The sequence below is a fragment of the Pantoea sp. AN62 genome (assembly GCF_050432985.1).
GTDB classification, from domain to species: domain Bacteria; phylum Pseudomonadota; class Gammaproteobacteria; order Enterobacterales; family Enterobacteriaceae; genus Pantoea; species Pantoea brenneri.
The window spans coordinates 1-26,877 of sequence record NZ_JBNPYB010000007.1; the positions used below are offsets into that span (position 1 = coordinate 1).

Consider the following 26,877-nt stretch of genomic DNA (forward strand, 5'->3'; position numbering starts at 1 on the left):
CGTGAGACTTGATATTTTTTACGTCCGGAGACGCTGATATCAATCCTGCGAGTGCCCACACAGATTGTCTGATAAATTGTTAAAGAGCAGTGCGAACAGTGCGTTAGCGTCCTGTCGCGAGGAGGCGTATATTACGCTTTCCTCCCTCAGAGTCAACCTCTTTTTCAGAAGCTTTTCTCCGGCGGCGCAGTCTCCTGTGCCTGCTGACCCGTTTCTCCGTAAGCCGGTGTTCCGTGTCAGTGGAGGCGCATTATAGGGAGTTTCCGGAGGCTGACAAGCGTTTCTTTAAATAAATTTGCTAAGCGCGCTTTTTTTAAACGAACGCCTTAAAAACCGCCATTTGATGATCGAATAACGCACAGAAATCCCCGTAAAGCGGAAAAAACAGGCCTGCCGCGTTGCGCTGGCGGTGCTATTCTTTTTCATTCTTCTCGCTGGATAACCCTAAGAAGGACGCTCAATGATAAAATCCGCGCGCAGCATGGCCGGTTTGCCATGGATTGCTGCCATGGCATTTTTCATGCAGGCACTGGATGCCACTATTCTCAACACCGCCCTGCCCGCTATCGCCACCAGCCTTGAACGTTCTCCTCTGGCCATGCAATCCGCTGTAATCAGTTATACCCTGACTGTGGCAATGCTGATCCCGGTCAGCGGCTGGCTTGCCGATCGCTATGGCACCCGAAAAGTGTTTATCGCTGCGGTCTCCCTCTTCACGCTCGGTTCGCTGGCCTGTGCTCTGTCACCCACGCTCTCTATGCTGGTGACCTCACGTATCGTACAGGGGGTGGGCGGCGCCATGATGATGCCGGTTGCGCGCCTGGCGCTGTTGCGTGCCTATCCGCGCAGCGAACTACTACCGGTGCTCAATTTTGTCACCATGCCGGGACTGGTCGGTCCGATACTGGGTCCGCTGCTGGGTGGTGTGATGGTGACCTACGCCACCTGGCACTGGATCTTCCTGATTAATATTCCCATCGGCATACTCGGCATCTTCTATGCCCGCAAATATATGCCGGACTTCACCACGCCAAAACGCCGCTTCGATTTCTTCGGCTTTTTACTGTTTGGTCTGGGGCTGGTCATGATCTCGACAGGGATTGAACTGTTTGGTGAGCGTATTGTGTCAGCCTGGCTGGCGGGCGGGGTATTACTCGGCGGGATCGTTCTGCTGCTTCTCTATATAGTGCACGCGCGCCGCCATCCCTCCCCGCTGATTAATCTGCCGATGTTTAAAACCCGCACCTTCTCGGTAGGCATCATCGGGAATATCGCTTCACGTCTGGGCACCGGCTGTGTGCCGTTCCTGATGCCGCTGATGTTGCAGGTGGGCTTTGGTTATTCGGCGATTATCGCCGGTTGTATGATGGCTCCTACCGCCGTGGGGTCGATACTGGCGAAGTCGACGGTGACACAACTGCTGCGCTGGTTAGGCTATCGCCGTCTGCTGGTCGGTATTACCGTCATTATCGGCATCCTGATTGCCACTTTCTCTCTGCAGTCACCCGAGGAAGGCATAATCCTGTTATTACTGCCGCTGTTTATTCTCGGCATGGCAATGTCGACTCAGTTTACCGCGATGAATACCATCACCCTCGCCGACCTGAATGACGATAACGCCAGCGGGGGTAACAGCGTGCTGGCCGTGACACAGCAGTTAGCGATCAGTTTTGGTGTCGCGGTAAGCGCCGCCGTCCTGCGCTTCTATCAGGAATTTGAAACCAGCACCGTTGCACAGTTCCACGCAACATTTCTGACCATGGGCGTGGTAACGGTGCTGTCAGCGCTGACCTTTATGCTGCTGAAAAACGGCGACGGACGGAATCTGATTACCAACCGCGATAAGAAAAAGAAGAAGACGGCTTAAGTTGAGCCCCGCGCCACCAGCTCCGGCGTCAGCACCAGCGTCTGCTGGCTGGCGTCGGGATCGCGCAGGCGATGGATTAAGGTATCAATCGCCAGTTCGCCCAGTTCATCTTTAGGTTGATGAATGGTACTCAGCGGCGGAGAAAGATAACGCGCCAGCTCAATATCGTCATAGCCCATCACGGCGACATCCTGCGGAATCTGTAAACCCGCCTGATATAACGCATGATAAACCCCGACCGCCATCGCATCGTTACTGGTGAAGACCGCCTGCGGCACCGTTTCCAGCGCCAGCAGCTCAATCATCCCGTTGTAACCGCCCTGAAATTCAAAGTCGCCGTTGACCACATAACCCGGCAACACCTCCAGACCGCTTTTCGCCATCGCATTGTGAAATCCTTCCAGCCGCATCCGCGCGGTGGTTTTGTCCTGCGGGCCGGCAATACAGGCGATGCGGGTATAGCCGCTGTCGATCAGGTGCTGAGTTGCCAGCTCACCGCCCAGCAGCGCATTGTCCTGGATGATGTCGCCGCGACCTTCAAACGGTGCCCAGTCCATCATCACGGTTGGAATAGAGGGATAACGGTTGAGAATGTCCGCCGACGGCAGATGACTTTCGGTACACATCATCAGCAATCCATCGACGCGCTTTTGCATCAGCGTTTCGAGACTGCGATTCATCCGCTCCTCATCACCGGCGGTATTACACAGGATCAGGCTGTAGCCACGCTGATAGCAACTGTCCTCAACGCCGCGCACCACTTCTGCATAAAACGGGTTGCTACTGGTGGTCAGCAGCATGCCGATAGTGTGGGTCTGGTTGATCTTCAGGCTGCGCGCCAGCGCCGAGGGGGCGTAGTTCAGACTGCGGATCGCCTGTTCGACTTTCTCCCGCACGCCCTCGCTGACAAAGCGATTGTTGTTGATGACGTGCGAAACGGTGGAGGTAGAGACGCCCGCCAGGCGAGCGACATCTTTCATGGTGGCCAAGCGCTTAATCCTGCTGCTGCAAAAAATCATCGATCTCCGCGCGCCACGGCACGGAGGGCTGCGCGCCGGATCGGGTTACGGCGATAGCCGCAGCGGCATGCGCAAAGCGCACCGCATCCTGCATCGGTTTTTGCTCCAGTCGCGCGGTAATAAAGGCACCATTAAAGGTATCGCCCGCAGCGATGGTATCAATCGCCTTAACGCTAAAGCCCGGAATACGCTGACCCTGGCCCTGCTCACTCAACCAGACACCGCGCCGGCCCAGCGTAATCAGTACGGTATCGATGCCTTTGGCATGCAGTGCCGCCGCAGCCCGGGCAGCGTCCTGATCGTTGTGAACGGCAATCCCGGTCAGAATTTCCGCCTCGGTTTCATTCGGGGTAATGATGTCGATCAACGCCAGCAGCTCATCGGAGAGCGGCGTAGCCGGTGCCGGGTTGAGGATCATCTGAGTCTGCTGTTCTCTGGCGAAACGCGCCGCTGCCAGCACACTTTCCAGCGGTGACTCCAGCTGCATCAGCAGCGCGTCAGCCTCGGCGATCACCTGCTGATGGCGCGCCACACAGTCGGGCGTTAAGGCGGCGTTAGCGCCGGAATAGATGCCGATATTGTTCTCGCCTTCACGGTTGACGAAAATCATCGCCACCCCGGTCGACTCGCCCGCCACCACTTCTACCGGAGCAGTATCAATATTGTCGCGGGCCAGTTGCTGACGAATACGTTCGCCAATGTCATCCGCGCCCACACAGGCGATAAAAGCGATATCCGCGCCAGCACGCCCTGCGGCCACGGCCTGATTGGCACCTTTACCGCCAAACGCAATCTGGTAATCCTGCCCGATCACCGTTTCACCGGGACGAGGAAAGTGCGCCAGATTAAGGATGTGGTCAGCGTTGATGCTGCCAAGAACGGCCAGTTTTGCGTTTTTGCTCATTAGGGGAGTCCGGAATAAGTGCGCCACCGGGAGGGTGGCGCAGTGCCCTGCTTTTCTTTGAGTTATTGAGTGACCAGCTTCAGGTCGACCGGATTGATCGCCTTCACTTTTTCACCCTTCAGCACTTTATCAGCGGTATCAACGCCGATCATGCCAATTTTGTCTGGCATCTGTGCCACGGTCGCAGACAGTTTGCCACCTTCTACCGCTTTCACGCCATCAGCGGTGCCGTCAAACCCCACCACGATCACATCGGTTTTACCGGCAGTCTGCAGCGCACGCAGTGCACCCAGCGCCATTTCATCATTCTGCGCAAACACAGCCTGCACGTCCGGATGGGCCTGCAGCAGGTTCTGCATCACGTTCAGGCCTTTAGTCCGGTCAAAGTCAGCCGGCTGGCTGGCAAGGATCTGGAATTTGTGGGCATCAGCAGCCTGTTTGAATCCCTCGCCACGTTCACGGGCGGCTGAGGTGCCGGCAATGCCCTGCAACTCAATAATTTTGGCGCTTTCGCCGACTTTTTTGGCGATGAAATCACCGGCCATTTTCCCACCAAAACGGTTATCAGAGGCGACGTGGCTGACCACTGTGCCCTGCGCGGCCACGCGGTCCAGGGTGATAACCGGGATGTTGGCCTGGTTAGCCATCTTCACTGCGTTGCCGACCGCGTCAGAATCGGTTGGGTTGATCAGCAGCAGTTTGGTACCGCGTACCGTCAGATCCTGTACGTTCGCCAGCTCTTTTGCCGGGTTATTCTGCGAATCCAGCACCACCAGGTTGTAGCCCAGTTTGTCGGCTTCTTTTTGTGCGCCCTCTTTCAGCGAAACAAAAAACGGGTTATTGAGGGTCGATACCACCAGCGCGATGGTCTCTTTTGCCATGGCGCTGGTACTGAGCGTAGCGCCAAGGATCATGGCCAGTGCGGTTAACTTTTTCATCATTTCATCCTGTGTAAAGGTCAGAGTTATTTACTGCTTTTATTATCCACCAGCACCGCCAGCAGGATTACCACCGCTTTAACGATCATCTGGTAGTACGAAGAGACGCCCATCAGGTTCAGGCCGTTATTAAGGAAACCGAGGATCAGGGCACCAATCAACGTGCCGACAATACGTCCTTTACCGCCCGCCAGGCTGGTACCACCCAGCACCACAGCGGCAATCGCATCCAGCTCATAGCCGGTACCAGCCGTTGGCTGCGCCGAGGAGAGACGCGCCACCTCAATGGTGCCCGCCAGCGCAGCCAGCATGCCACTCAGTGAATAGACGATGACCTTGACGCGATTAACATTGATACCGGAGAGGCGGGTCGCGGCTTCGTTGCCGCCCAGCGCATAGATGTAGCGGCCGAGACGGGTGTGGTGCAGCATGTACCAGGCGGCGATAAATACCAGCGCCATCAGCCATACCGGGGCAGGAATACCCAGCGGACGACCAATACCAAACCAGCCCAGCAGATCGGCGTTGGCATTAAAACCGGTACTGATTGGGCTGCCGTCGGTGTAGACCATGGTGACGCCGCGCAACAGCAGCATCATCACCAGCGTGGCGATAAATGCCTGCACCTTACCGCGCGCCACAATGGTGCCGGTCAGCGCACCAATCGCTGCACCGAGCGCCAGAGACGCCGCCACGGCCACCAGCGCATTCACTTCCATGCCGACCAGCGACGCGCCTACCGCCCCGGTCAGCGCCAGCAGCGAGCCCACCGAGAGATCGATACCCGAGGTCAGAATCACCAGCGTCATGCCAACCGCCATAATGGCGTTCACCGAGGTCTGCTGCAGAATGTTGAACAGGTTGGCTACGGTAAAGAAGTTCGGGCTCTGACTCGCCACCACGGCAATTAACACCATCAGCGCAATCAGCGACTTTTGTTCCAGTAACCAGCTTTTGCTAAACCAGCGACGGCTGGCAGGTAAAGATTGGGTCGTCATACCACTAAATCCTCGCTGTGTTGCTTGCCTACGGCGGCGGCCATCAGGCTCTCCTGAGTGGCTTCTTCACGGGTAAATTCGCCGCTTAAACGGCCTTCATGCATCACCAGGATGCGGTCACTCATTCCTAATACTTCCGGCATTTCAGAAGAGACAAGGATGATGCTCAGCCCTTCGGCTTTGAACTGGTTAATCAGCTGGTAGATCTCTTTTTTCGCGCCAACATCGACGCCACGGGTTGGCTCATCAAGAATCAGCACGTTGGGACGGGTCATCAGGCCGCGGGCAATCGCCACTTTCTGCTGATTGCCGCCGGAAAGCAGCCCGATCGGCTGCGCCATAGAGGGGGTTTTCACGTTGAACAGCCGGATAAAGTCACCCACCGCCAGCTGCTCAGCCGCATGCTTCAGCGTGCCGCCGCCGTGACTGAAATAGCGCAGCGCGGTCAGCGACATGTTCTCTTTGACCGACATGCCCAGCACCAGGCCGTCACGCTTACGATCTTCCGAGATATAGACGATGCCGTTAGCCAGGCCATCCTGCGGCGAACGCGTCACCACTTCCCGACCGCTGAGCCACAGGCTGCCCTGATAACGCGGCAACGCGCCATACAGCACTTTCATCAGTTCGGTACGGCCCGCGCCCATCAGTCCGGAGATGCCCAGAATTTCACCTTTGCGCAGGCTGAAGCTGACGTTATGCACGCCGGGACCGCTGACGTTATCGACTTTCAGCCGCACCTCGCCTGGCGCCTGATCCAGATGAGGATACTGATCTTCCAGTTTGCGACCGACCATCATTTCGATCAGGCTCTCTTCGGTCAGTTCGCTGACCGGACGCTCGGCAATAAACTGGCCGTCACGGAACACCGTGACGTCATCGCAGATCTCAAAGATCTCTTTCATACGATGTGAGATATAGACGATGCCGCAGCCCTGCGCTTTCAGTTCGTTGATCACCCGGAACAGCGACAGCGTTTCGGTATCCGTCAGCGCATCGGTCGGCTCATCCATGATGATCACCTGCGACTCAAAGCTCAGCACTTTGGCAATTTCGACCATTTGCTGATCGCCAATCGACAGATCGCCGACCAGCTTGTGGCTGTTGAAGCGCAGATTAAGCCGCTTAAGTAACGCATCCGCTTCGGCATACATGCGCGCCCACTGGATGCGGCCAAAGCGGTTAACAAATTCGCGACCGAGAAAAATATTCTCAGCCACGGTTAACTGGGGGATCAGGTTCAGTTCCTGATGAATAATGCCGATGCCCGCTTCCTGTGACGCTTTAGGGCCATTGAAACGGGTCTCTTTGCCGAGCCAGTGCAGCGAACCGGCGTCGAACTGATATATCCCGGTCAGCACTTTCATCATGGTAGATTTGCCGGCGCCGTTTTCACCCACCAGCGCCATGACGCGTCCTGCCTGGACATTCAGTGAGGCACCCTTCAGGGCTTTTACCCCAGGGAACGATTTTTCAATGCCGTTGAGCTGCAGTAAAGGTTGCATAGCGGCCTCAGAAGGTCACACCGGCGCTGAGGATGACATTCGCAAACGGAGAACACTCTCCGCTGCGAATGACCGCCTGACTGCGCTGCGTTTGTTGTTTGAATTGATCATGGCTGGTGTAGCGGATGGTGATGGTATTTCCCTGGTGCTGTTGCAAGGCTTCGAGCACGGCGAGCAGTGCGCTATGGAGCTGCGGATTGTGCTGCTTAATCTCCTCCGCGATCAGGGCGCTTTCTACCTGCATCTCAAGCGTGACGGCCTTTACCACCGCGATAAAATCGGGCGTACCCGGTATCAGGGCTAAATCGATGCGTTGCGGTCCTGCCGGGATCGGCAAACCGGCATCGGCAATCGTCAGCGTATCTGTGTGTCCCAGGCGGGCAATCACATGAGAGAGTTCAGCGTTTAACAAGCGACCTTTTTTCATTTTTCACTCCACAGCGAAACGTTTCGCTGACAGGAGTGTATGAAAAGCCGCCAGCAACTCAATCGGCGAAGCTGAAATTTGTGATCGCTATCGAAACGTTTCGCTTACGCGGCGGGAAATTTGAATTAAGGCGGGCAGCAGGGCAGAAAAAAGGACCGCTGATGCGGTCCCGTAGTGGACGATTAAGGCAGTTTCTTAACCTGTTTAACGTCCATTTCGATGCTGTTGAAATCTTTATCCAGCTCACCGGTCAGCTCAACGGTATCTTTTGGCGAGATAGTCTGGCCGTTCCAGTGCTTATGGTCGATTTCGACTTTCATCGTACCGGTCTGATCGCGGAACAGATAATCTTCATCGCCGATCTGTTTTTCCAGCTTACCGCGTACGGTAATCCAGCTGTCATCCTTCATCTCTTCCGCCTGCTTCACCGTCACCACACTGGTGTGGTCAGCGCTGAAACCACCCTGTCGGGTCTGAACCTGCGCCGCCGGGGCATTGGGGTCGACAAAGCCGCCTTGCTGAGCAGCAAAAACCGGGGCAGAAGCCAGCATAACGACAGCTAAAATTGCAGCGTGCTTTTTCATTTTGTCACCTCTTTTCCATGATGTGTTTCGTTTTGTTGAGCCTAGTTGACCATAAGGTTCTTAACAGCTTCTTAAGAAGCAAAAATAAGCCATTTTCGCCGAAATGCGCTGTACAAGCGGCAGTCTGCTTCGTATAAAGCGCTATCACCGCAGGGAGAAATGATGCGTATTTTACTGATAGAAGACGATCGCTTAATTGGCGACGGGATTAAAGCGGGACTGGGTAAGCTGGGATTTAGCGTCGACTGGTTTACCTCCGGCGAGGCCGGATTTCAGGCGTTAAACGCCGCGCCGTGGGATGCGGTGATCCTCGATCTGTCACTGCCCGAACGGGACGGACTGGATATCCTGCGACAGTGGCGTCAGCAAGGGCAGGATGTACCGGTGCTGATCCTGACGGCGCGTGATGCGCTCGATCAGCGAGTCGAAGGGCTGCAGATGGGCGCGGATGATTATCTCTGCAAACCGTTCGCTCTGACCGAAGTAGCTGCTCGCTTACAGGCGCTGATCCGTCGCCGGCATGGTCAGCTACAGCCAGAGCTGCGTCATGGCAACGTGGTCCTGAAGCCCGACAGCCACAGCGTTACCTGCGACGGCCAGGCGATTGAGCTGAAAAGTCGGGAACTGGCGCTGCTGGAGCTGTTTATGCGCAACCCTGGCCGGGTGCTGACCCGCAGCCAGCTGGAGGAAAAACTGTATAGCTGGGACGCCGACGTCTCCAGCAATGCGGTGGAAGTGCATATTCATCACCTGCGTAAGAAACTCGGCAGTCAGTTTATCCGCACTCTGCACGGCGTGGGTTATACCCTGGGAGCGACAGAATGCGATCGGTAAGTCTGTTTCTGCGGCTTGGCATCGGTTTTGTGCTGCTGCTGGGCATCTGCTGGGCCAGTGCCAGCCTCAGTGCATGGCATCAGACGCGTGACACCATTAATGAGCTGTTCGATACCCAGCAGATGCTGCTGGCCAAGCGCCTGCTGACCCTCGATTACGCCTCGCTAGATGCACCGTCCCTGCCAAAAACCCGACAGCTGCTGCGGCACCACCGTGGCGATCAGGATGATGACGCGCTGGCGTTTGCTGTCTTCACCCATGATGGCCGGCAGGTGCTCAACGATGGTGATAATGGCAGATACCTGCCGTTTGAAGCGGACTACCAGGGTTTTCATGATGGCCAGCTCACCAATGATGATGACCGCTGGCGTTTTGTCTGGCTGACCACACCAGACAAACAGTTTCGCGTGGTGGTCGGTCAGGAGAGGGAATATCGCGATGAGATGGCCGGAGATTTGATGCAGGCCAGCGTATTACCCTGGCTGATCGCGCTGCCTTTTATGCTGCTGCTGCTCATCAGCCTGGTCTGGTCGGAATTACGTCCGTTAAAGCAGCTGGCGAAGCAACTGGCTCAGCGTGCACCGGATGACGGCACCCCTTTGCAGGCCGAACGGGTGCCGAAAGAGGTGCAGCCGCTGATCCTCGCGCTGAACGGCCTGTTCAGTCGCATCAGCGCAATGATGCAACGTGAACGGCGTTTTACCTCGGATGCCGCGCATGAGCTGCGCAGCCCGCTGGCCGCGTTGCAGGTACAAAGCGAAGTGATTCAGCTGGCCGTCGACGATGAAACGATGCGAACCCATGCGCTGAAACAGCTGGATAGCGGCATTGCGCGCGCTACCCGGCTGGTGGATCAGCTGCTTACCCTGTCGCGGGTGGAAGCGGATGATGCCCGCAGCGCCTTTGAACCGGTATCGTTAAAACAGACGCTGCAGGAGACGCTGGCGGCGCAACTGCCGCTGGCGGATAAAGCCGGCGTAACCTTACGTCTGCACGCAGAAGCCGAACCGGTGATACAGGGCCATCCGCTGTTGCTCTCGTTGCTGGTACGCAACCTGCTGGATAACGCGATTCGCTATACCCCTGCCGGCAGTGAAGTGGATGTGCGGCTCGCGGCCAACAGCCTGTCCGTCGAGGATAACGGAGAGGGCCTGAGCGATGCCGATCGGCAACGGTTAGGCGAGCGTTTCTGGCGACCGCCCGGTCAGGAGAAGAGTGGCAGCGGGCTGGGATTATCGATCGTGCGGAACATCGCTCAGCTGCACGCGATGCAGCTGGCGTTCAGCCAGCGCCCCGGCAGCGGATTGTGCGTCACGCTGCGCTGGTAATAAAAAACCCGCCGATAAGGCGGGTTTTACAGGTTAGATCTCGACCTGGGTGCCCAGCTCGATCACCCGGTTTGGCGGGATCTCAAACTGGTCAGGGGCGCGTAACGCATTGCGCTGTAGCGCCATGAACAGCTTGCCACGCAACCGCAGATACCACGGCCGTTTGCCGATAATCAGCGACTCATGCGACATAAAGAAAGAGGTTTCCATCATCCGGCAGTTCAGCCCTTCCAGCCCACAACGGTGGAAAATCTCCTCCACGTTCGGCGTTTCGCGCCAGCCATAGCTGGCCACCACGCGCCAGAACGTCGGCGAAAGCTGCTCAATCGTCACCCGCCGCACATTGTGCACGTAAGGCGCATCCTCAGTACGCAGCGTCAACAGCACTACCCGTTCGTGCAGCACTTTGTTGTGCTTGAGGTTATGCAGCATGGCAAAGGGGATCACGTTCAGTGCGCGCGACATATAGACCGCGGTGCCCGGTACCCGCACCGGCGGCGATTTCTCCAGTGACGCAATCATCGCCTCCAGTGAGTTGCCGTGCTCATGCATCCGGCGCAGCAGGCGGAAACGTTCACTTTTCCACGTCGTCATAATGATAAACATCACCAGGCCGAGGCAGAGCGGCAACCAGCCACCCGAGAAAATTTTGACCAGGTTGGCGGTAAACAGCGGCACGTCGATAAACAGCATCAGCAGCAGGATTACGCCAACCGCCAGCTTGTGCCAGTGCCAGTTTTTAATCGCCACGGTGCAGGAGAGAATTGAGGTCAGCACCATAGTACCGGTCACCGCAATGCCATAGGCCGCCGCCAGATTGCTGGAGTGTTCAAAGCTGATAATCACAATCAGCACCGCGAAATAGAGCACCCAGTTGATCATCGGGATATAGATCTGGCCCGATTCACGCTCCGAGGTATGAATGATCCGCATGCCGGGCAGATACCCGAGACGGACCGCCTGGCGCGTCAGCGAGAAGACGCCGGAGATTACCGCCTGCGAGGCGATTACCGTCGCCAGAGTCGCCAGAATCAGCATCGGGATCAGCGCCCAGTCCGGCGCCAGCAGGAAAAAGGGGTTCTTAATCGCTTTGGGATCGCTGAGCAGCAGCGCGCCCTGGCCAAAATAGTTGAGCACCAGTGACGGCAGCACCACGGAGAACCACGCCAGCCGGATCGGGATTTTACCGAAGTGGCCCATATCAGCATACAGCGCTTCTACGCCGGTAATCGCCAGTACGACGGCGCCCAGTGCAAAGAAGGAGATCGACTTATATTGCAGGAAGAAGTTAACCGCATAGGTGGGATTAAGCGCCTGCAGAACTTCAGGGTTCTTCATGATGCCGTTAACGCCGAGGATCGCCAGCACCAGGAACCACAGCAGCATTACCGGCGCAAACAGCTTGCCGACCATGCCGGTTCCGTGTTTCTGAATCGCGAACAGCAGCGTCAGCACCGCAATCGACAGCGGCACGATAAAGGGATCAAGCGACGGAGCGGCAATTTCCAGTCCTTCTATCGCCGACATCACTGAAATCGCTGGCGTGATCACCACTTCGCCATAGAAGAAGCTGCCGCCAATCAGGCCCATGATTACCAGCACCGCAGTGGCGCGGGCACCGGTATGACGGCCCGCCAGCGACATCAGGGTCAGAATTCCCCCTTCACCCGCGTTGTCGGCCCGCATGACGTAGCTGATGTATTTCAGTGAAACCACCAGCACCAGTAGCCAGAAAATCAGTGACAGAAAGCCAAATACCGCGCCGCGTTCCACGCCGAAGCCGAACTGGCCGGAGAGACATTCACGCAAGGTATACAGCGGACTGGTGCCGATATCCCCATAGACAACACCAATTGCGGCCAGCGTTAGCCCACCAAGTGACTGCTTATTATCCGAGCTCATAGAGTTATCTTTTGTTGGAGTCTAAGAGGCGCAAAAACCCCTCGCTCAAGCCATCAAAAAGCGCACAGTATGCACGTATTGCCGAAAATTCCTATACCCGGTTAACCTGACCACCGGCGGAATGCGGCGGTTTTTACCTCAGAAACCGCGGCTTATGGCCGCTTTCCCGTTAACCGAATCTTCTGAAACAAAAAAGCTGACAGCTATCAACGCTTTCACGCATCATTATCTATAGAGTAAGGCGCTTGCTTAAGCGCGGCGGCCCGACGATCGTAAGGACATTGATGTGATTATGGCTCAACCCCATCTTTTGGCAGAAAGAATTTCTCGCCTCAGCAACGCGTTAGAAAAAGGCCTGTATGAACGGCATCATGCTATTCGCCTTTGTCTGCTGGCCGCGCTCAGCGGTGAAAGCGTGTTCCTGCTCGGTCCGCCTGGCATTGCGAAGAGTCTGATTGCCCGCCGCCTCAAATATGCCTTTCAGCACGCCCGCGCCTTTGAATACCTGATGACCCGTTTCTCCACGCCTGAAGAGGTGTTTGGCCCGCTGTCGATCCAGGCGCTAAAAGATGAAGGTCGCTATCAGCGCCTGACCAAAGGCTATCTGCCCGACGCGGAGATTGTCTTTCTCGATGAGATCTGGAAAGCCGGTCCGGCCATTCTGAACACCTTGCTGACTGCGATTAACGAACGCCGCTTCCGCAACGGCGACAGCGAAGAAAAAATTCCGATGCGGCTGCTGGTCACCGCCTCCAACGAACTGCCGGAAGCCGACAGCGGTCTGGAAGCACTGTATGACCGGATGCTGATCCGCTTATGGCTGGACAACGTGCATGAAAAGCAGAACTTCCGCAGCATGCTGACGCATCAGCAGGATGAAAATGCCAATCCGGTGGCCGAATCGCTGCGCATCAGCGATGAAGAGTATGCCCAGTGGCAGCTTGGCATCAGCCAGGTCAGTTTACCCGATGCGGTGTTTGAACTGATTTATCAACTGCGTCAGCAGCTGGAGAGCCAGCCAGCGGCCCCTTACATTTCTGACCGGCGCTGGAAAAAAGCCATTCACCTGCTGCAGGCCAGCGCCTTTTACAGCGGCCGCAACGCCATCGCGCCAATCGACCTGATCCTGCTGAAAGATTGCCTGTGGCACGATGTCGCCTCAATGCAGCTGCTGGAACGTGAAATTGACCTGTTAATGACCCAGCATGCCTGGCAACAGCAGCCGATGCTACTCAGGCTGCAACAGATCAAAGCGCGCCGGATGGCCTTGCAGCAGCAACAGAGCATGGCGCAGGCGATCACGCTGGAGAAGCACAGCGGTATGTTCAGCCGCAAACCCTATTACGATTTGCCGGAAAATCTTACCGACGAGCAGCTGACGCTGATGCTGCAACATCCACTGACGCTGCATGATATGCAGGTCACGCATCTGGTGATCGCCCGCGACGCACTGCATCAGTGGCTGCAAAAAGGCGGCGAGATACGCGGCAAGCTCAACGGCATCGGCTTCGCGCAGACGCTGGATTTACAGGTCGATGCGCAGCACTGCCTGGCGATACGTGACGTCAGCCTGCAATCCTCACGGCTGACACTGCCTGGCGCCAGCAATAGCGATCAGCTACCCGGCGAAATTATCGAGGCGCTGGATACGCTGGAAAGTGAGTTACGCAGCCAGCGTCACCTGTTCAGCCAGCATCAGCGCTGTCTGTTTATCAGCGATGACTGGCTGGCGCGGGTTGAGACCAGCCTGCAGGATGTGGCGGAACAGCTGAAACAGGCGCGTAAATGATCTCACTGGAGACGCTCAGCACGCTGCTCTCAATTGGCGAAACGGAACTGATTGAAGAGTTGATCATCGCTCTGCTGGCGTCGGCGCAACTGGCACTGTTTTTTGAAAAATTCCCCGGTCTGAAAAAAGCCCTGCTGCGCGATGTGCCGCGCTGGAAAGCGGAGATCAACGCTGAGCTGAAGGCCACCCCGGTACCCGCCGTGCTGGCGGAGGAGTTTCAGCTGTTCCAGCGGGTGCAGCTGCTCAGCGATCGTCAGTTCAGCCAGCAGCTCGATGACACGCTACAAACGCTGGAACGCCTGCCTTCACCGTTTATTGATGAAGCCCGCCGGCTACTGCAACACACCGACATCCATCATCTCAGCAGTGCGCAGCATACGCTGTTTTTACAGCGCTGGCGGCTCAGCCTGACGCTGCAAACCCTGACGCTGAATCAGCAGTTGCTGGAGCAGCAGCGCGAACGTCTGATGGCGGAACTGCTGCAGCGTATGGCGCTGAGTGGTCAGCTGGCACCGATGCTGAGCGACGATGACGAAGCGGCGGCAGGCCGGCTGTGGGACATGAGCAAAACTTCACTGCAGCCAGGCGACTACCAGCTGATGCTGCAGTACGGTGATTTTCTGGCGCAGCAGCCGGAACTGCTGAAGCTGGCACAACAGCTCGGCCGCAGCCGGGAAGCGAAATCGGTGCCGTCACAGGATGCGCCGATGGAGGCATTTCATCAGCTGGTTCACGAGCCAGCGGCGGTACCGGAAGAGGTCAGCGGCATTCATCAGAGCGATGATGTGCTGCGCCTGCTGCCACCGGAGCTGGCTGCGCTGAGCATCAGCGAGCTGGAGCTGGAATTTTACCGCCGGCTGGTAGAGAAACGCTTGCTGACCTACAAGCTGCAGGGCGATGCCTGGCATGAAAAAGTGACCCAGCGACCGGTCAGCCACCAGCATCATGAAGAGCAGCCGCGCGGACCGTTTATTGTCTGCGTCGATACCTCCGGTTCGATGGGCGGGTTCAACGAGCGCTGCGCCAAAGCGTTCTGCCTGGCACTGTTGAAGGTGGCGCTGGCCGATCGTCGTCGCTGCTACATTATGCTGTTCGCCCATGAGGTGATTGGCTATGAGCTGACCGGTGATGATGGACTTGAGCAGGCTATTCGCTTCCTCAGCCAGCGTTTTCGTGGCGGCACCGATCTTGCCGCCTGTCTCACGGCCGTGGTTAAGCGCATGGAAGGACCGGTCTGGCAGGAGGCGGACGCGGTGATCGTCTCCGATTTTATCGCCCAGCGGCTGCCGGAAGAGGTGATCAGCGCCATCAAACAGCGCCAGCGACACAATCAGCAACGTTTTCACGCCGTGGCGATGTCGACCCACGGCAAGCCCGGCATTATGCGCATCTTCGACCATATCTGGCGCTTCGATACCGGTATGAAAAGCCGCCTGCTGCGCCACTGGCGGCGTTAAGTCATCAGGCAGAAATGCTTCTTTGCTATAGTGAATCACTGCCATTTTTTCACACAGCAATCTGGAGCACCTTGTGACGACCGTCCAACCCCATCGCGATCTGCCTGCGCCGACGCGAACCTTACTGCTCTCCGGCCAGAATATTGAACAAAAACGTGCCGAACTGCTGACTTACTTCCTCCAGACCTGGGAGCAGTACGAAAGTCTGTTTACCTGCCTGACTGATTCGCAGGCCTGGTTTACCAAAGCCATTCCGCTGCGTCATCCGCTGATCTTCTATTTTGGTCATACCGCCACCTTCTACATTAATAAGCTGATGGCCGGTCGCTACATTGAGGCGCGCCTCGACGATCGTATTGAAGCGATGATGGCGATTGGCGTCGATGAGATGAGCTGGGACGATCTCAATGACAGCCACTATGAGTGGCCCACTATCGACGCGGTACGTGACTATCGTGGTCGGGTCAAAGCAGTGGTCAGCGACCTGATCCAGACGATGCCGCTGAGCTTACCGATCCAGTGGGACAGCCCGGCCTGGGTGATCCTGATGGGGATCGAGCATGAGCGTATTCACCTGGAAACGTCCAGCGTGCTGATCCGGCAACTGCCGGTTGACTGGGTGACGCCGCAGCCGGCCTGGCCAGTCTGTCCGCTGGCGCGCCATCAGCGCCAGGATGTGCCGGTCAACAGTCTGCTGCCGATGCCGGGCGGTCGCGTTACGCTGGGCAAAACCGACGATACCTACGGCTGGGATAACGAATATGGCAGCCAGCAGATCACGCTGCAGCCGTTCAAAGCCAGCAAGATGCTGGTCAGTAACGCCGAGTTTTTTGAGTTTGTCAGCGCAGGCGGCTATCAGGACGCCCGCTGGTGGGATGATGAAGGCTGGGGCTGGTGCCAGTTTGCCCAGGCGGAGAAGCCAACGTTCTGGGTCGGCACGCCAGCGATGCCCGATCAGCTTAAGCTGCGTCTGATGTGTGAAGAAGTGGCGATGCCGTGGGACTGGCCAGCGGAAGTGAACCAGCTGGAAGCGGCCGCCTTCTGTCGCTGGAAAGCCGACCAGAGCGGAATGGCTATCCAGCTGCCGTGCGAAGCGGAGTGGTATCAGCTGCGTGAACAGGTCGCCGGCGATCAGCCGCAGTGGGAGCGGGCACCTGGCAATATCAATCTGGCATACTGGGCCTCTTCCAGCCCGGTCGATCAGTTCGCCCAGGGCGAGTTCTTCGATATCGTCGGTAACGTCTGGCAGTGGACCACCACGCCGACTAACGGCTTTGAAGGCTTTAAAGTCCATCCGCTGTACGACGACTTTTCCACCCCGACCTTTGATGGCAAGCATTCGCTGATTAAAGGCGGCAGCTGGATCTCGACCGGCAACGAAGCGCTCAAATCGGCGCGTTATGCGTTCCGCCGACATTTCTTCCAGCACGCCGGTTTCCGCTACGTGGTCTCCCGCCATCAGGAAAGCATGACGCTGAATCCGTACGAAACCGACGCCATGGTGTCGCAGTATCTCGATTTCCAGTATGGCCCGCGCTATTTTGGGGTCGATAATTACGCCGAAAGCCTGGTAAAACTGGCGCTGAATTACACCACGTCACACGCTGAAGCGCTGGATATCGGCTGCGCCACCGGACGCGCCAGTTTTGAGCTGGCCCGCCATTTTGAACGCGTTACCGGCATGGATTACTCGGCGCGCTTTATTGACGTGGCGCTGCAACTGACCAGCGGCGAAGATTTCCGTTATGTCGTGCCGCAGGAGGGCGATCTGGTAGAGTATCGCCAGGTGCGTCTGAAAGATTTCGGGCTGGATGGCGATCTGGCGCAGCGCATTCAGTTTGTGCAGGGCGACGCCTGTAACCTCAAACCGCAACCGGCCCGCTACGATCTGGTGCTGGCTTCCAATCTGATCGATCGCCTGCGCCAGCCTGCGCGCTTCCTGCAGGATGTCACGCCGATGCTACGTCCGGGCGGCATTCTGCTGCTCTCCTCGCCTTACACCTGGCTGGAAGCGTATACGCCTAAAGAGAACTGGCTGGGCGGCGTACGTGAAAATGGTGAGGCGCTGACGACGCTACAGGCGCTGCAACGGCTGCTGGCGGCCGACTTTGAACTGCTGGATACGCCGCAGGAGATGCCGTTTGTGATCCGTGAAACGGCGCGCAAGTTCCAGCACACGCTGGCGCAGGTTACCGTCTGGCGTAAACGCTAAGTTACCTGGCAGCGGCGCCCGTCGCTGCCGGTTGTTGCCTGAACCGCGCTTTTGCTGCACATTCTCCCTTGTTCAATTCAAAGCAGCCCAACGAGGATGGCCATGGCCGAACATCTGCAGCTTGATAATCTGGATCGCGGCATTCTGAATGCCCTGCTGGATAACGCGCGTACCGCTTACGCCGAACTGGCAAAACAGTTTAACGTCAGCCCCGGCACCATCCATGTGCGGGTAGAGAAGATGAAGCAGGCCGGCATTATACTGGGCACCCGCGTCGACATCGATCCGCGCCAGCTGGGATTTGATGTCTGCTGTTTTATCGGCATCATTCTGAAGAGTGCCCGCGATTATCCGGCGGCGCTGAGCAAGCTGGACGCGCTGGATGAAGTGGTGGAGGCCTGGTACACCACCGGCCACTACAGCATCTTTATTAAGGTGATGTGCCGCTCGATTGATGCCCTGCAACAGGTGCTGATCAACAAGATCCAGACCATTGATGAAATTCAATCAACAGAAACCCTGATCTCTCTGCAAAACCCGATCATGCGGACCATCAAACCCTGATCGCACTTCTCCTGTGCACAACCTTATCCCGGACGAATGCAGCGGCTGACAACGGCTGCGTTCACCTCTCCCGATCTATTAACCCTGTTTTCCACAGGTGGATCACCGCTTGATCACAGCGTACAATGCCCGCCTTAATGTCCAGGAGAGCAAGATGGCCGATATTACTTTAATCAGTGGCAGTACCTTGGGCAGCGCCGAGTATGTTGCTGAGCATCTGGAAGAAAAATTACAGGACGCAGGCTTCTCAACGCAGATGCTGCACGGCCCGGCGCTGGATGAGGTGCCGCAGGAAGGCATCTGGCTGGTGGTCTGCTCAACCCATGGCGCAGGTGAAATTCCCGACAATCTGCAACCGTGGTTCGAGGCTATCAGTGAAAGCCAGCCCGATCTCTCTCAGGTCCGGTTTGGTGCCGTCGGTCTCGGCAATCATGAATATGACCTGTTTTGCGGGGCGATTCGTCAGATCGAGACGCTGTTGATCGCCCAGGGCGCACAGCGGATCGGTGATCGACTGGAAATCGACGTACTGGAGCATGAGATCCCGGAAGATCCGGCTGAGGCCTGGGTCATGACGTGGAAAAACGCGATCTGAGACTGGTCGGGGATCGTGAAATAGTGACGATCCCCAGTGGAAGATGCTGATTTTGTCCTTTTGCAGACGTTTATTTTGTGGATAACTACCCTCTTTTACTGCGTATAACCGGTAGTTATCCAAAGAATAACCATAGTATGCTTTTTGAGCTGTGTATAAGTCGCCATTTAGATCCCAGCTTATACGGATCAGGATCACCGATCATTAACAGCTAGTGATCCTGGGTAATCCCCTGTTTTGACGGGTGTTCTGGCACATATCCACAGAAACCGGCGATCCTAATAAGAGATCTAACAGAAAGATCATATACAGATCTAAGATCCTTTCTTTTAAAACCGGACGATCCCGCGGCTTTCACCCCAGACGGAATTTGAGTAGAATCCACGCCCCAGGACGACGATCCGGCACGTTTATCAACCGAGGTACCACTTCATGTTTTATCAGGATCCTTTTGACGTCATCGTAATTGGTGGTGGTCATGCGGGCACCGAAGCCGCAATGGCGGCAGCCCGAATGGGTCAGCAAACCCTGTTACTCACCCATAACATTGATACGCTTGGACAAATGTCCTGTAACCCGGCGATCGGTGGCATTGGCAAAGGACATCTGGTGAAGGAAGTGGACGCCATGGGGGGTCTGATGGCCCACGCAATCGATCAGGCCGGTATCCAGTTTAGGATACTAAACGCCAGCAAAGGCCCGGCGGTCAGGGCAACCCGTGCTCAGGCCGATCGCGTGCTCTATCGGCAGGCGATCCGCACTGCGCTGGAGAATCAGCCCAACCTGATGATCTTCCAGCAGGCGGTCGACGATCTGATTGTGGAAAACGATCGGGTAGTCGGTGCCGTTACCCAGATGGGGCTGAAATTCCGGGCGAAGACCGTGGTACTGACGGTCGGGACTTTCCTCGACGGTAAAATTCATATCGGACTGGATAACTACAGCGGCGGTCGCGCAGGCGATCCACCTTCCATTCCGCTGGCAAAACGTCTGCGTGCCCTGCCACTGCGGGTTAATCGCCTGAAAACCGGTACACCGCCGCGCATTGATGCGCGCAGCATCGACTTCAGCGTACTGGCGCCGCAGCATGGCGATAACCCGATGCCGGTGTTTTCGTTCATGGGCAATGCCGCTCAGCATCCGCAGCAGGTGCCGTGCTGGATCACCCATACCAACGAAAAAACCCATGAAGTGATCCGCAATAACCTCGATCGCAGCCCGATGTATGCCGGGATCATCGAAGGGATCGGCCCGCGTTACTGCCCGTCGATCGAAGACAAGGTGATGCGTTTTGCCGATCGTAACGCGCATCAGATCTTCCTTGAACCGGAAGGGCTGACCAGTAACGAAATTTACCCGAACGGCATCTCAACCAGCCTGCCGTTTGACGTACAGATCCAGATCGTGCGATCGATGCAGGGCATGGAAAATGCGAAGATCGTACGTCCGGGCTATGCCATCGAGTATGACTTTTTTGATCCACGCGATCTGAAACCGACGCTGGAGAGCAAATTCATTAACGGTCTGTTCTTTGCCGGACAGATCAACGGCACCACCGGCTACGAAGAAGCAGCCGCGCAGGGGATGCTGGCCGGCCTCAACGCCGCGCGTCAGTCTGCCGACAAAGAGGGCTGGGCACCGCGTCGCGATCAGGCTTACCTCGGCGTACTGGTTGACGACCTCTGCACCCTCGGTACCAAAGAGCCGTACCGCATGTTTACCTCCCGCGCCGAGTATCGTCTGATGCTGCGTGAGGATAATGCCGATCTGCGTCTGACCGAAACTGGCCGCGAGCTGGGCCTGGTCGATGATGCCCGCTGGGCGCGTTTCAACCAGAAGCTGGAAGCGATTGAGCAGGAGCGTCAGCGTCTGCGCGATATCTGGGTACACCCTAAATCTGAGCGCGTTGCCGAGGTGAACACCGTCCTCAGCGCGCCGCTGACCAAAGAAGCCAGTGGCGAAGATTTGCTGCGTCGGCCGGAAATGACCTATCTCACCCTGATGACGCTGGATACCTTTGGCCCGGCGCTGGCCGATGAGCAAGCGGCAGAGCAGGTTGAGATTCAGGTCAAATATGAAGGATACATTGCGCGTCAGCAGGAAGAGATCGATCGTCAGCAGCGCAACGAGAATACCCTGTTGCCGGTGGATCTGGATTATCGCCAGGTCAACGGCCTGTCAAATGAGGTGATCGCGAAGCTGAATGACCACAAGCCAACCTCGATTGGCCAGGCGACGCGCATTTCCGGCATCACGCCGGCGGCTATCTCTATTCTGCTTATTTATCTGAAAAAACAGGGTCTGCTGCGCAAAAGCGCCTGACCTGAAACGGGGCGAGGCGACTCGCCCCCGCTGACTGGACTTACGCTGTGATCAACACACTCACCTCGCTGCTACAGGCAGCCAAGATTTCCCTCTCCGATCAACAAAAACAGCAGCTGGTTGCCTACGTCGGCCTGCTGGACAAGTGGAATAAAGCCTACAACCTGACGTCAGTGCGCGATCCGCAGCAGATGCTGATTCGCCATATACTCGACAGCATTGTGGTGGCACCACACCTGATCGGTTCGCGCTTTATTGATGTCGGTACCGGACCGGGCCTGCCAGGCATTCCGCTGGCGATTGTGATGCCTGATGCGCACTTTACGCTGCTCGACAGCCTCGGTAAGCGGGTGCGTTTCCTGCGGCAGGTACAGCATGAGTTAGGACTTACTAACATTACGCCGGTGCAGAGCCGGGTTGAAGACTTCCCGGCAGAGCCACCGTTTGATGGCGTGATCAGCCGGGCATTCGCCTCACTGACTGACATGGTTAACTGGTGTCATCATCTGCCCGGGGCAGAAGGGCGCTTTTTTGCCCTTAAAGGTGTCCGTCCGGATGATGAAATCGCCAGCTTACCGGCCGGCTATCGCTGTGATGAGGTGATTAAGCTGCAGGTTCCTCAGCTGGAAGGCGACCGGCACCTTGTTATCCTCCGTCAGCAATAGGCCTGAAATAGATAAGGATTTAACCCGCTTCAGCGATTTGTCTTATCCCGCTGACTGGTGAAAAAAAGTGCATTTGATGCGTTAATAATAAAGGATTTTCATTAAGCCTCTGACGGCGGAAGGTTAAAAACGCCGACGGAAATTATCCGAAAAGCTCTGTTACATTTAACGTTTAATTCACATTTAGTTAGCACAAAGATCACTTGTATAGCGGACTAACGGAATAAAAATAGTCACGCCAGAAAATATATCAAGGTAATTACCTGGCGTGCGTAATATGAATTTCACGATTCTCATGCACAGTTCGATGTCAATAGCGTGTTTTCAGTGAAAATAGGCTTTTTTGGCGGGTAATATATTTTCAACTTGCTGATTTTTATGGCTTTATCGCGGATATGAACGGCATGTAATTAGCGTTCTGAGAAAAGTCCTGGCGGCGCGAATGCTTATTATGTGATCTAAAGCACGCTTTAAAAGCAACTCGCCAGCCAATTTTCAGCCGGGAAAAGGCGAATCCTTACCGGGGGATGTTTGGAAAAATAGCCCTCCGGAAAGAAATTTAAATAATTGTTCACCTTTTCGCTACTTACCGATTGAAATCGCAGGTGCGGCCCGTATAATTTGCACGGCTTTTGCTGCTTGACTCAAATGCGTAAAGGCAGTCTTATACGACACGCGACATACCCCGAATGGGGCAGGAGAGTATCAGCGTCATGTCAGTGTCTCTTTACAGTGTAAAATTCGCCCGGACAGTGCTGATGATTCAGCTGGTGACAATCGTCATCATCGGCGCACTCTTTGCCCTGAAAGATGTCACCTGGGGCGTCTCTGCTGTAGCTGGCGGAGCGGCAGCCTGGCTGCCGAACGTGTTGTTTTTGTTTTTAGCCTGGCGCCTGCAGGGGCAAACCCCGGCTTCGGGGCGAGTCGCGTGGAGCTTCGCTTTGGGTGAAATAGCCAAAGTGTTCGCGACCATCATTTTGCTCATTGTGGCGTTGGGTCTATTCGGGGCGGTTTTCTGGCCGGTCGGAATAACCTGGTTATCGGTGCTGGTGGTACAAATGCTGGCACCGGCGGTAATTAACAACAAAGGGTAAGAGGCATCATGGCTGCAGGAGAAATCTCTACTCCGCAAGAATACATAGGACACCATCTGAATAACCTTCAGCTGGACCTGCGTACTTTCGAGTTAGTGAATCCGCACGACGCTCCCGCGACGTTCTGGGTATTAAATATCGATTCCATGTTTTTCTCTCTGGTGCTGGGATTCATCTTCCTGGTGTTGTTCCGTAAAGTAGCTAAAACAGCTACCAGCGGTGTGCCAGGGAAATTACAAGCGGCTATCGAACTGGTTGTCGGCTTCGTTGATGACAACGTGCGCGACATGTATCACGGTAAGAGCAAACTTATCGCCCCGCTGGCGCTGACAATTTTTGTCTGGGTCTTCCTGATGAACTTCATGGATCTGCTGCCAATCGATCTGCTGCCGTATATCGGCGAGCATTGGTTGGGCCTGCCGGCGCTGCGCGTCGTGCCGTCTGCAGACGTGAACATCACGCTCTCTATGGCGTTGGGCGTCTTTATTTTGATTCTGTTCTACAGCATCAAAATGAAAGGCATTGGCGGCTTCACGAAAGAGCTGACGCTGCAGCCTTTTAACCACCCGATCTTCATCCCGATCAACCTGATTCTGGAAGGTGTGAGCCTGCTGTCTAAACCGGTTTCTCTCGGTTTACGACTGTTCGGCAACATGTATGCGGGTGAGCTGATCTTTATCCTTATTGCCGGTCTGTTGCCGTGGTGGTCGCAGTGGGTGCTGAATGTGCCGTGGGCCATTTTCCACATCCTGATCATTTCGCTACAGGCTTTCATTTTCATGGTCCTCACGATTGTCTATCTGTCGATGGCATCTGAAGAACATTGATTTTTTTCTCAACACTACTTTCCCTCTCTATTCCGGGTGACGGCCATCAGGCCGCGGCCCGGAAGATGAAGGGAGCATTTAACTGAAACAAACTGGAGACTGTCATGGAAAACCTGAATATGGATCTGCTGTACATGGCTGCCGCTGTGATGATGGGCCTGGCGGCAATCGGTGCTGCGATCGGTATCGGCATCCTCGGAGGAAAATTCCTGGAAGGCGCTGCTCGTCAGCCTGACCTGATTCCTCTGCTGCGCACGCAGTTCTTTGTTGTAATGGGTCTGGTGGATGCAATCCCGATGATCGCTGTTGGTCTGGGTCTCTACGTGATGTTTGCTGTCGCCTAAAGCTCCTGTGTTCACTCAGCGCACAGTGTGCAAGGGTGAACGGATTCTGCCGCTTATCGTTGATAACGGCAGAAAAGTTAAATACTCAATTAGAGGCATTGTGCTGTGAACATTAATGCAACAATCCTCGGCCAGGCCATCGCGTTCATCCTGTTTGTCGCGTTCTGCATGAAGTACGTATGGCCGCCGATTATGGCTGCCATCGAAAAGCGCCAGAAAGAAATTGCTGAAGGCCTTGCTTCTGCTGAACGCGCGAAGAAAGATTTGGATCTCGCGCAGGCTAATGCGACCGACCAGCTGAAAAAAGCTAAAGAAGACGCTCAGGTCATTATCGAGCAAGCGAACAAGCGTCGCGCGCAGATTCTGGACGAAGCCAAAACCGAAGCTGATAACGAACGTGCTCGCATCGTGGCACAAGCGCAGGCTGAGATTGACGCCGAACGCAAACGTGCTCGTGAAGAACTGCGTAAGCAAGTCGCGTTGCTGGCTATGGCCGGTGCCGAGAAGATCATCGAACGTTCCGTGGATGAAGCTGCTAACAGCGACATCGTTGATAAACTGGTCGCTGAACTGTAAGGAGGGAGGGGCTGATGTCTGATCTGATTACTGTAGCTCGCCCCTACGCCAAAGCAGCTTTTGACTTTGCTGTTGAGCATCAAGGTATTGAACGCTGGCAACAGATGCTGGCGTTTGCCGCAGAAGTGGCTCGCAATGAACAGATGGCTGATCTTCTTTCAGGTGCGTTAGCACCCGAAGCGTTGGCAGCGTCGTTTAACGCAGTCTGTGGTGATCAACTGGATGAACCCGCGCAGAACCTGATTAAGGTGATGGCGGAAAACGGACGTTTGACAGCGCTTCCGGCAGTACTGGCCCAATTCATCGACCTGCGTGACGCTTATGAAGCCACCGCAGAAGTTGATGTTATCTCCGCCAGTACGCTGAGTGACGACCAGCTGAATAAAATCAGCGCCGCGATGGAAAAACGTCTGTCACGCAAAGTTAAGCTGAATTGCAAAATTGATAAGTCTGTGATGGCAGGCGTGATCATCCGTTCGGGTGATCTGGTTATTGATGGCAGCGTACGCGGCCGTCTTGACCGTCTGGCTGACGTCTTGCAGTCTTAAGGGGACTGGAGCATATGCAACTGAATTCCACCGAAATCAGCGAACTGATCAAGCAGCGCATTGCTCAGTTCAATGTCGTGAGTGAAGCTCACAACGAAGGTACGATTGTTTCTGTAAGTGACGGTATCATCCGCGTACACGGCCTGGCCGATGTGATGCAGGGTGAGATGATTGCCCTGCCGGGCAACCGTTACGCGATTGCCCTGAACCTCGAGCGTGACTCAGTAGGTGCAGTGGTAATGGGTCCTTACGCTGACCTCGCCGAAGGCATGAAGGTGAAGTGTACTGGCCGTATTCTGGAAGTACCGGTAGGCCGTGGTCTGCTGGGCCGTGTGGTGAACACCCTGGGTGCACCAATCGACGGTAAAGGCGCAATCGACAACGACGGTTTCTCACCGGTTGAAGTGATTGCACCAGGCGTTATCGACCGTCAGTCAGTCGACCAGCCGGTTCAGACCGGTTATAAGTCGGTCGATGCGATGATTCCAATCGGCCGTGGCCAGCGTGAGCTGATCATCGGTGACCGTCAGACCGGTAAAACCGCGATGGCGATCGATGCGATCATCAACCAGCGCGACTCGGGCATCAAGTGTGTCTACGTTGCGATTGGTCAGAAAGCCTCAACCATCTCTAACGTGGTTCGCAAGCTGGAAGAGCATGGCGCGCTGCAGAACACCATTGTTGTGGTGGCCTCTGCTTCTGAATCTGCTGCCCTGCAGTATCTCTCTCCGTACGCAGGCTGTGCGATGGGTGAATACTTCCGTGACCGCGGTGAAGATGCGCTGATCGTTTATGATGATCTCTCTAAGCAGGCAATTGCTTACCGTCAGATCTCTCTGCTGCTGCGCCGTCCACCAGGTCGTGAAGCATTCCCTGGTGACGTGTTCTATCTCCACTCCCGTCTGCTGGAACGTGCATCACGCGTAAGCGCTGATTATGTTGAGCGTTTCACTAACGGTGCCGTGACAGGTAAAACCGGTTCACTGACTGCACTGCCGATCATCGAAACCCAGGCGGGCGACGTTTCTGCGTTCGTTCCGACCAACGTAATCTCGATTACTGATGGTCAGATCTTCCTGGAATCGAACCTGTTCAACTCCGGTATTCGTCCGGCGGTTAACCCAGGTATTTCGGTATCGCGTGTTGGTGGTGCTGCACAGACCAAGATCATCAAGAAACTGTCCGGTGGTATCCGTACCGCGCTGGCACAGTATCGTGAACTGGCGGCGTTCTCGCAGTTCGCCTCTGATCTGGACGATGCAACCCGTAAACAGCTGAGCCACGGTCAGAAAGTCACCGAGCTGCTGAAGCAGAAACAGTATGCGCCGATGTCAGTCGCGCAGCAGGGTCTGGTTCTGTTCGCGGCCGAGCGTGGCTATCTGAACGACGTTGAGCTGGCAAAAATTGGCAGCTTCGAAGCTGCACTGCTGGCCTTCGCCGATCGCGATCACGCCGAGCTGATGGCTGAAATCAACCAGTCGGGTAACTACAACAACGATATCGAAGCCAAGCTGAAAGGCCTGATCGATACGTTTAAAGCAACCCAGTCCTGGTAATGTCTGGCGGCTTGTCTGAAAA

Annotated in this window: 24 protein-coding genes; 16 read left to right on the plus strand and 8 right to left on the minus strand. The window is 55.8% G+C overall.

Annotated elements, in window-relative coordinates; translation table 11 throughout:
* Positions 1-460: 460 nt before the first annotated feature.
* Positions 461-1,867, plus strand: a complete 1,407-nt coding sequence (mdtD, locus tag FHW04_RS09770) for a multidrug transporter subunit MdtD (protein ID WP_089561655.1) — start codon at positions 461-463, stop codon at positions 1,865-1,867.
* On the opposite strand, the gene rbsR is transcribed toward mdtD, so the two are convergent.
* The 7 genes from rbsR to FHW04_RS09805 form a co-directional block, all read right to left on the minus strand.
* Complete coding sequence (gene rbsR / locus FHW04_RS09775) at positions 1,864-2,847, minus strand: ribose operon transcriptional repressor RbsR (RefSeq protein ID WP_094106100.1); 984 nt, start codon at positions 2,845-2,847, stop codon at positions 1,864-1,866. The two genes, mdtD and rbsR, sit on opposite strands and share 4 nt — an antisense overlap.
* Positions 2,848-2,860: 13 nt before the next feature.
* The gene (rbsK, locus tag FHW04_RS09780; protein ID WP_089561654.1) at positions 2,861-3,790 is read right to left on the minus strand and encodes a ribokinase; all 930 of its coding nucleotides are present in this window, start codon (positions 3,788-3,790) and stop codon (positions 2,861-2,863) included.
* 62 nt (positions 3,791-3,852) lie between these two features.
* The gene (gene rbsB, locus FHW04_RS09785) at positions 3,853-4,728 is read right to left on the minus strand and encodes a ribose ABC transporter substrate-binding protein RbsB (protein ID WP_031376181.1); all 876 of its coding nucleotides are present in this window, start codon (positions 4,726-4,728) and stop codon (positions 3,853-3,855) included.
* 26 nt (positions 4,729-4,754) lie between these two features.
* Positions 4,755-5,726: a ribose ABC transporter permease gene (gene rbsC, locus FHW04_RS09790; protein WP_031376180.1), complete on the minus strand. Its 972-nt coding sequence runs from the start codon at positions 5,724-5,726 to the stop codon at positions 4,755-4,757.
* Positions 5,723-7,231 (minus strand): ribose ABC transporter ATP-binding protein RbsA, encoded by a 1,509-nt coding sequence (gene rbsA / locus FHW04_RS09795; RefSeq protein WP_089561653.1) that lies wholly within the window; start codon positions 7,229-7,231, stop codon positions 5,723-5,725. The genes rbsC and rbsA overlap by 4 nt, the downstream gene beginning before the upstream one ends.
* Positions 7,232-7,238: 7 nt before the next feature.
* Positions 7,239-7,658 (minus strand): D-ribose pyranase, encoded by a 420-nt coding sequence (rbsD, locus tag FHW04_RS09800; protein ID WP_046289504.1) that lies wholly within the window; start codon positions 7,656-7,658, stop codon positions 7,239-7,241.
* A 182-nt stretch (positions 7,659-7,840) separates the two neighbouring features.
* Complete coding sequence (locus FHW04_RS09805; RefSeq protein ID WP_031376179.1) at positions 7,841-8,242, minus strand: YgiW/YdeI family stress tolerance OB fold protein; 402 nt, start codon at positions 8,240-8,242, stop codon at positions 7,841-7,843.
* 162 nt (positions 8,243-8,404) lie between these two features.
* On the opposite strand from FHW04_RS09805, the gene qseB reads away from it, so the two are divergent.
* Both qseB and qseC read left to right on the plus strand, forming a co-directional pair.
* The gene (gene qseB, locus FHW04_RS09810; protein WP_031376178.1) at positions 8,405-9,076 is read left to right on the plus strand and encodes a quorum sensing response regulator transcription factor QseB; all 672 of its coding nucleotides are present in this window, start codon (positions 8,405-8,407) and stop codon (positions 9,074-9,076) included.
* Complete coding sequence (gene qseC / locus FHW04_RS09815; protein ID WP_069728664.1) at positions 9,064-10,404, plus strand: quorum sensing histidine kinase QseC; 1,341 nt, start codon at positions 9,064-9,066, stop codon at positions 10,402-10,404. The genes qseB and qseC overlap by 13 nt, the downstream gene beginning before the upstream one ends.
* A 33-nt stretch (positions 10,405-10,437) precedes the next feature.
* Here qseC and kup read toward each other — a convergent pair whose 3' ends face one another.
* Positions 10,438-12,306 (minus strand): low affinity potassium transporter Kup, encoded by a 1,869-nt coding sequence (gene kup / locus FHW04_RS09820; RefSeq protein ID WP_046289503.1) that lies wholly within the window; start codon positions 12,304-12,306, stop codon positions 10,438-10,440.
* Positions 12,307-12,598: 292 nt separating this feature from the next.
* Between kup and ravA the strand changes: the two genes are divergently transcribed.
* The 13 genes from ravA (at position 12,599) to atpA (ending at position 26,855) form a co-directional block, all read left to right on the plus strand.
* A complete protein-coding gene (ravA, locus tag FHW04_RS09825; RefSeq protein ID WP_031376176.1) occupies positions 12,599-14,095 on the plus strand; it encodes an ATPase RavA in 1,497 nt (498 codons plus the stop codon).
* Positions 14,092-15,552 (plus strand): ATPase RavA stimulator ViaA, encoded by a 1,461-nt coding sequence (viaA, locus tag FHW04_RS09830; RefSeq protein ID WP_089561652.1) that lies wholly within the window; start codon positions 14,092-14,094, stop codon positions 15,550-15,552. Before ravA ends, viaA begins: the two co-directional genes overlap by 4 nt.
* Before the next feature lie 73 nt (positions 15,553-15,625).
* Positions 15,626-17,764 (plus strand): 5-histidylcysteine sulfoxide synthase, encoded by a 2,139-nt coding sequence (ovoA, locus tag FHW04_RS09835; RefSeq protein WP_089561651.1) that lies wholly within the window; start codon positions 15,626-15,628, stop codon positions 17,762-17,764.
* Positions 17,765-17,866: 102 nt separating this feature from the next.
* Positions 17,867-18,328 (plus strand): transcriptional regulator AsnC, encoded by a 462-nt coding sequence (gene asnC / locus FHW04_RS09840; RefSeq protein WP_003849496.1) that lies wholly within the window; start codon positions 17,867-17,869, stop codon positions 18,326-18,328.
* A gap of 154 nt (positions 18,329-18,482) precedes the next feature.
* Complete coding sequence (gene mioC / locus FHW04_RS09845) at positions 18,483-18,923, plus strand: FMN-binding protein MioC (RefSeq protein ID WP_031376174.1); 441 nt, start codon at positions 18,483-18,485, stop codon at positions 18,921-18,923.
* A gap of 432 nt (positions 18,924-19,355) precedes the next feature.
* The gene (gene mnmG, locus FHW04_RS09850; RefSeq protein ID WP_031376173.1) at positions 19,356-21,245 is read left to right on the plus strand and encodes a tRNA uridine-5-carboxymethylaminomethyl(34) synthesis enzyme MnmG; all 1,890 of its coding nucleotides are present in this window, start codon (positions 19,356-19,358) and stop codon (positions 21,243-21,245) included.
* Between the two features lie 47 nt (positions 21,246-21,292).
* Complete coding sequence (gene rsmG / locus FHW04_RS09855; RefSeq protein ID WP_089561650.1) at positions 21,293-21,910, plus strand: 16S rRNA (guanine(527)-N(7))-methyltransferase RsmG; 618 nt, start codon at positions 21,293-21,295, stop codon at positions 21,908-21,910.
* Positions 21,911-22,623: 713 nt separating this feature from the next.
* Positions 22,624-23,004 carry a F0F1 ATP synthase subunit I gene (gene atpI / locus FHW04_RS09860; protein ID WP_031376171.1) on the plus strand — a complete coding sequence of 127 codons (381 nt, stop codon included), beginning with the start codon at positions 22,624-22,626 and terminating at the stop codon, positions 23,002-23,004.
* 8 nt (positions 23,005-23,012) lie between these two features.
* Positions 23,013-23,831, plus strand: coding sequence for a F0F1 ATP synthase subunit A (gene atpB, locus FHW04_RS09865; RefSeq protein ID WP_031376170.1), 819 nt, complete (start codon positions 23,013-23,015; stop codon positions 23,829-23,831).
* A gap of 104 nt (positions 23,832-23,935) precedes the next feature.
* Positions 23,936-24,175, plus strand: a complete 240-nt coding sequence (atpE, locus tag FHW04_RS09870) for a F0F1 ATP synthase subunit C (protein ID WP_003849523.1) — start codon at positions 23,936-23,938, stop codon at positions 24,173-24,175.
* 105 nt (positions 24,176-24,280) lie between these two features.
* Positions 24,281-24,751, plus strand: coding sequence for a F0F1 ATP synthase subunit B (atpF, locus tag FHW04_RS09875; protein ID WP_031376169.1), 471 nt, complete (start codon positions 24,281-24,283; stop codon positions 24,749-24,751).
* A gap of 14 nt (positions 24,752-24,765) precedes the next feature.
* Positions 24,766-25,299, plus strand: coding sequence for a F0F1 ATP synthase subunit delta (atpH, locus tag FHW04_RS09880; protein WP_069728659.1), 534 nt, complete (start codon positions 24,766-24,768; stop codon positions 25,297-25,299).
* Between the two features lie 14 nt (positions 25,300-25,313).
* Complete coding sequence (gene atpA, locus FHW04_RS09885; protein ID WP_069728658.1) at positions 25,314-26,855, plus strand: F0F1 ATP synthase subunit alpha; 1,542 nt, start codon at positions 25,314-25,316, stop codon at positions 26,853-26,855.
* The last annotated feature ends 22 nt before the right edge of the window (positions 26,856-26,877 follow it).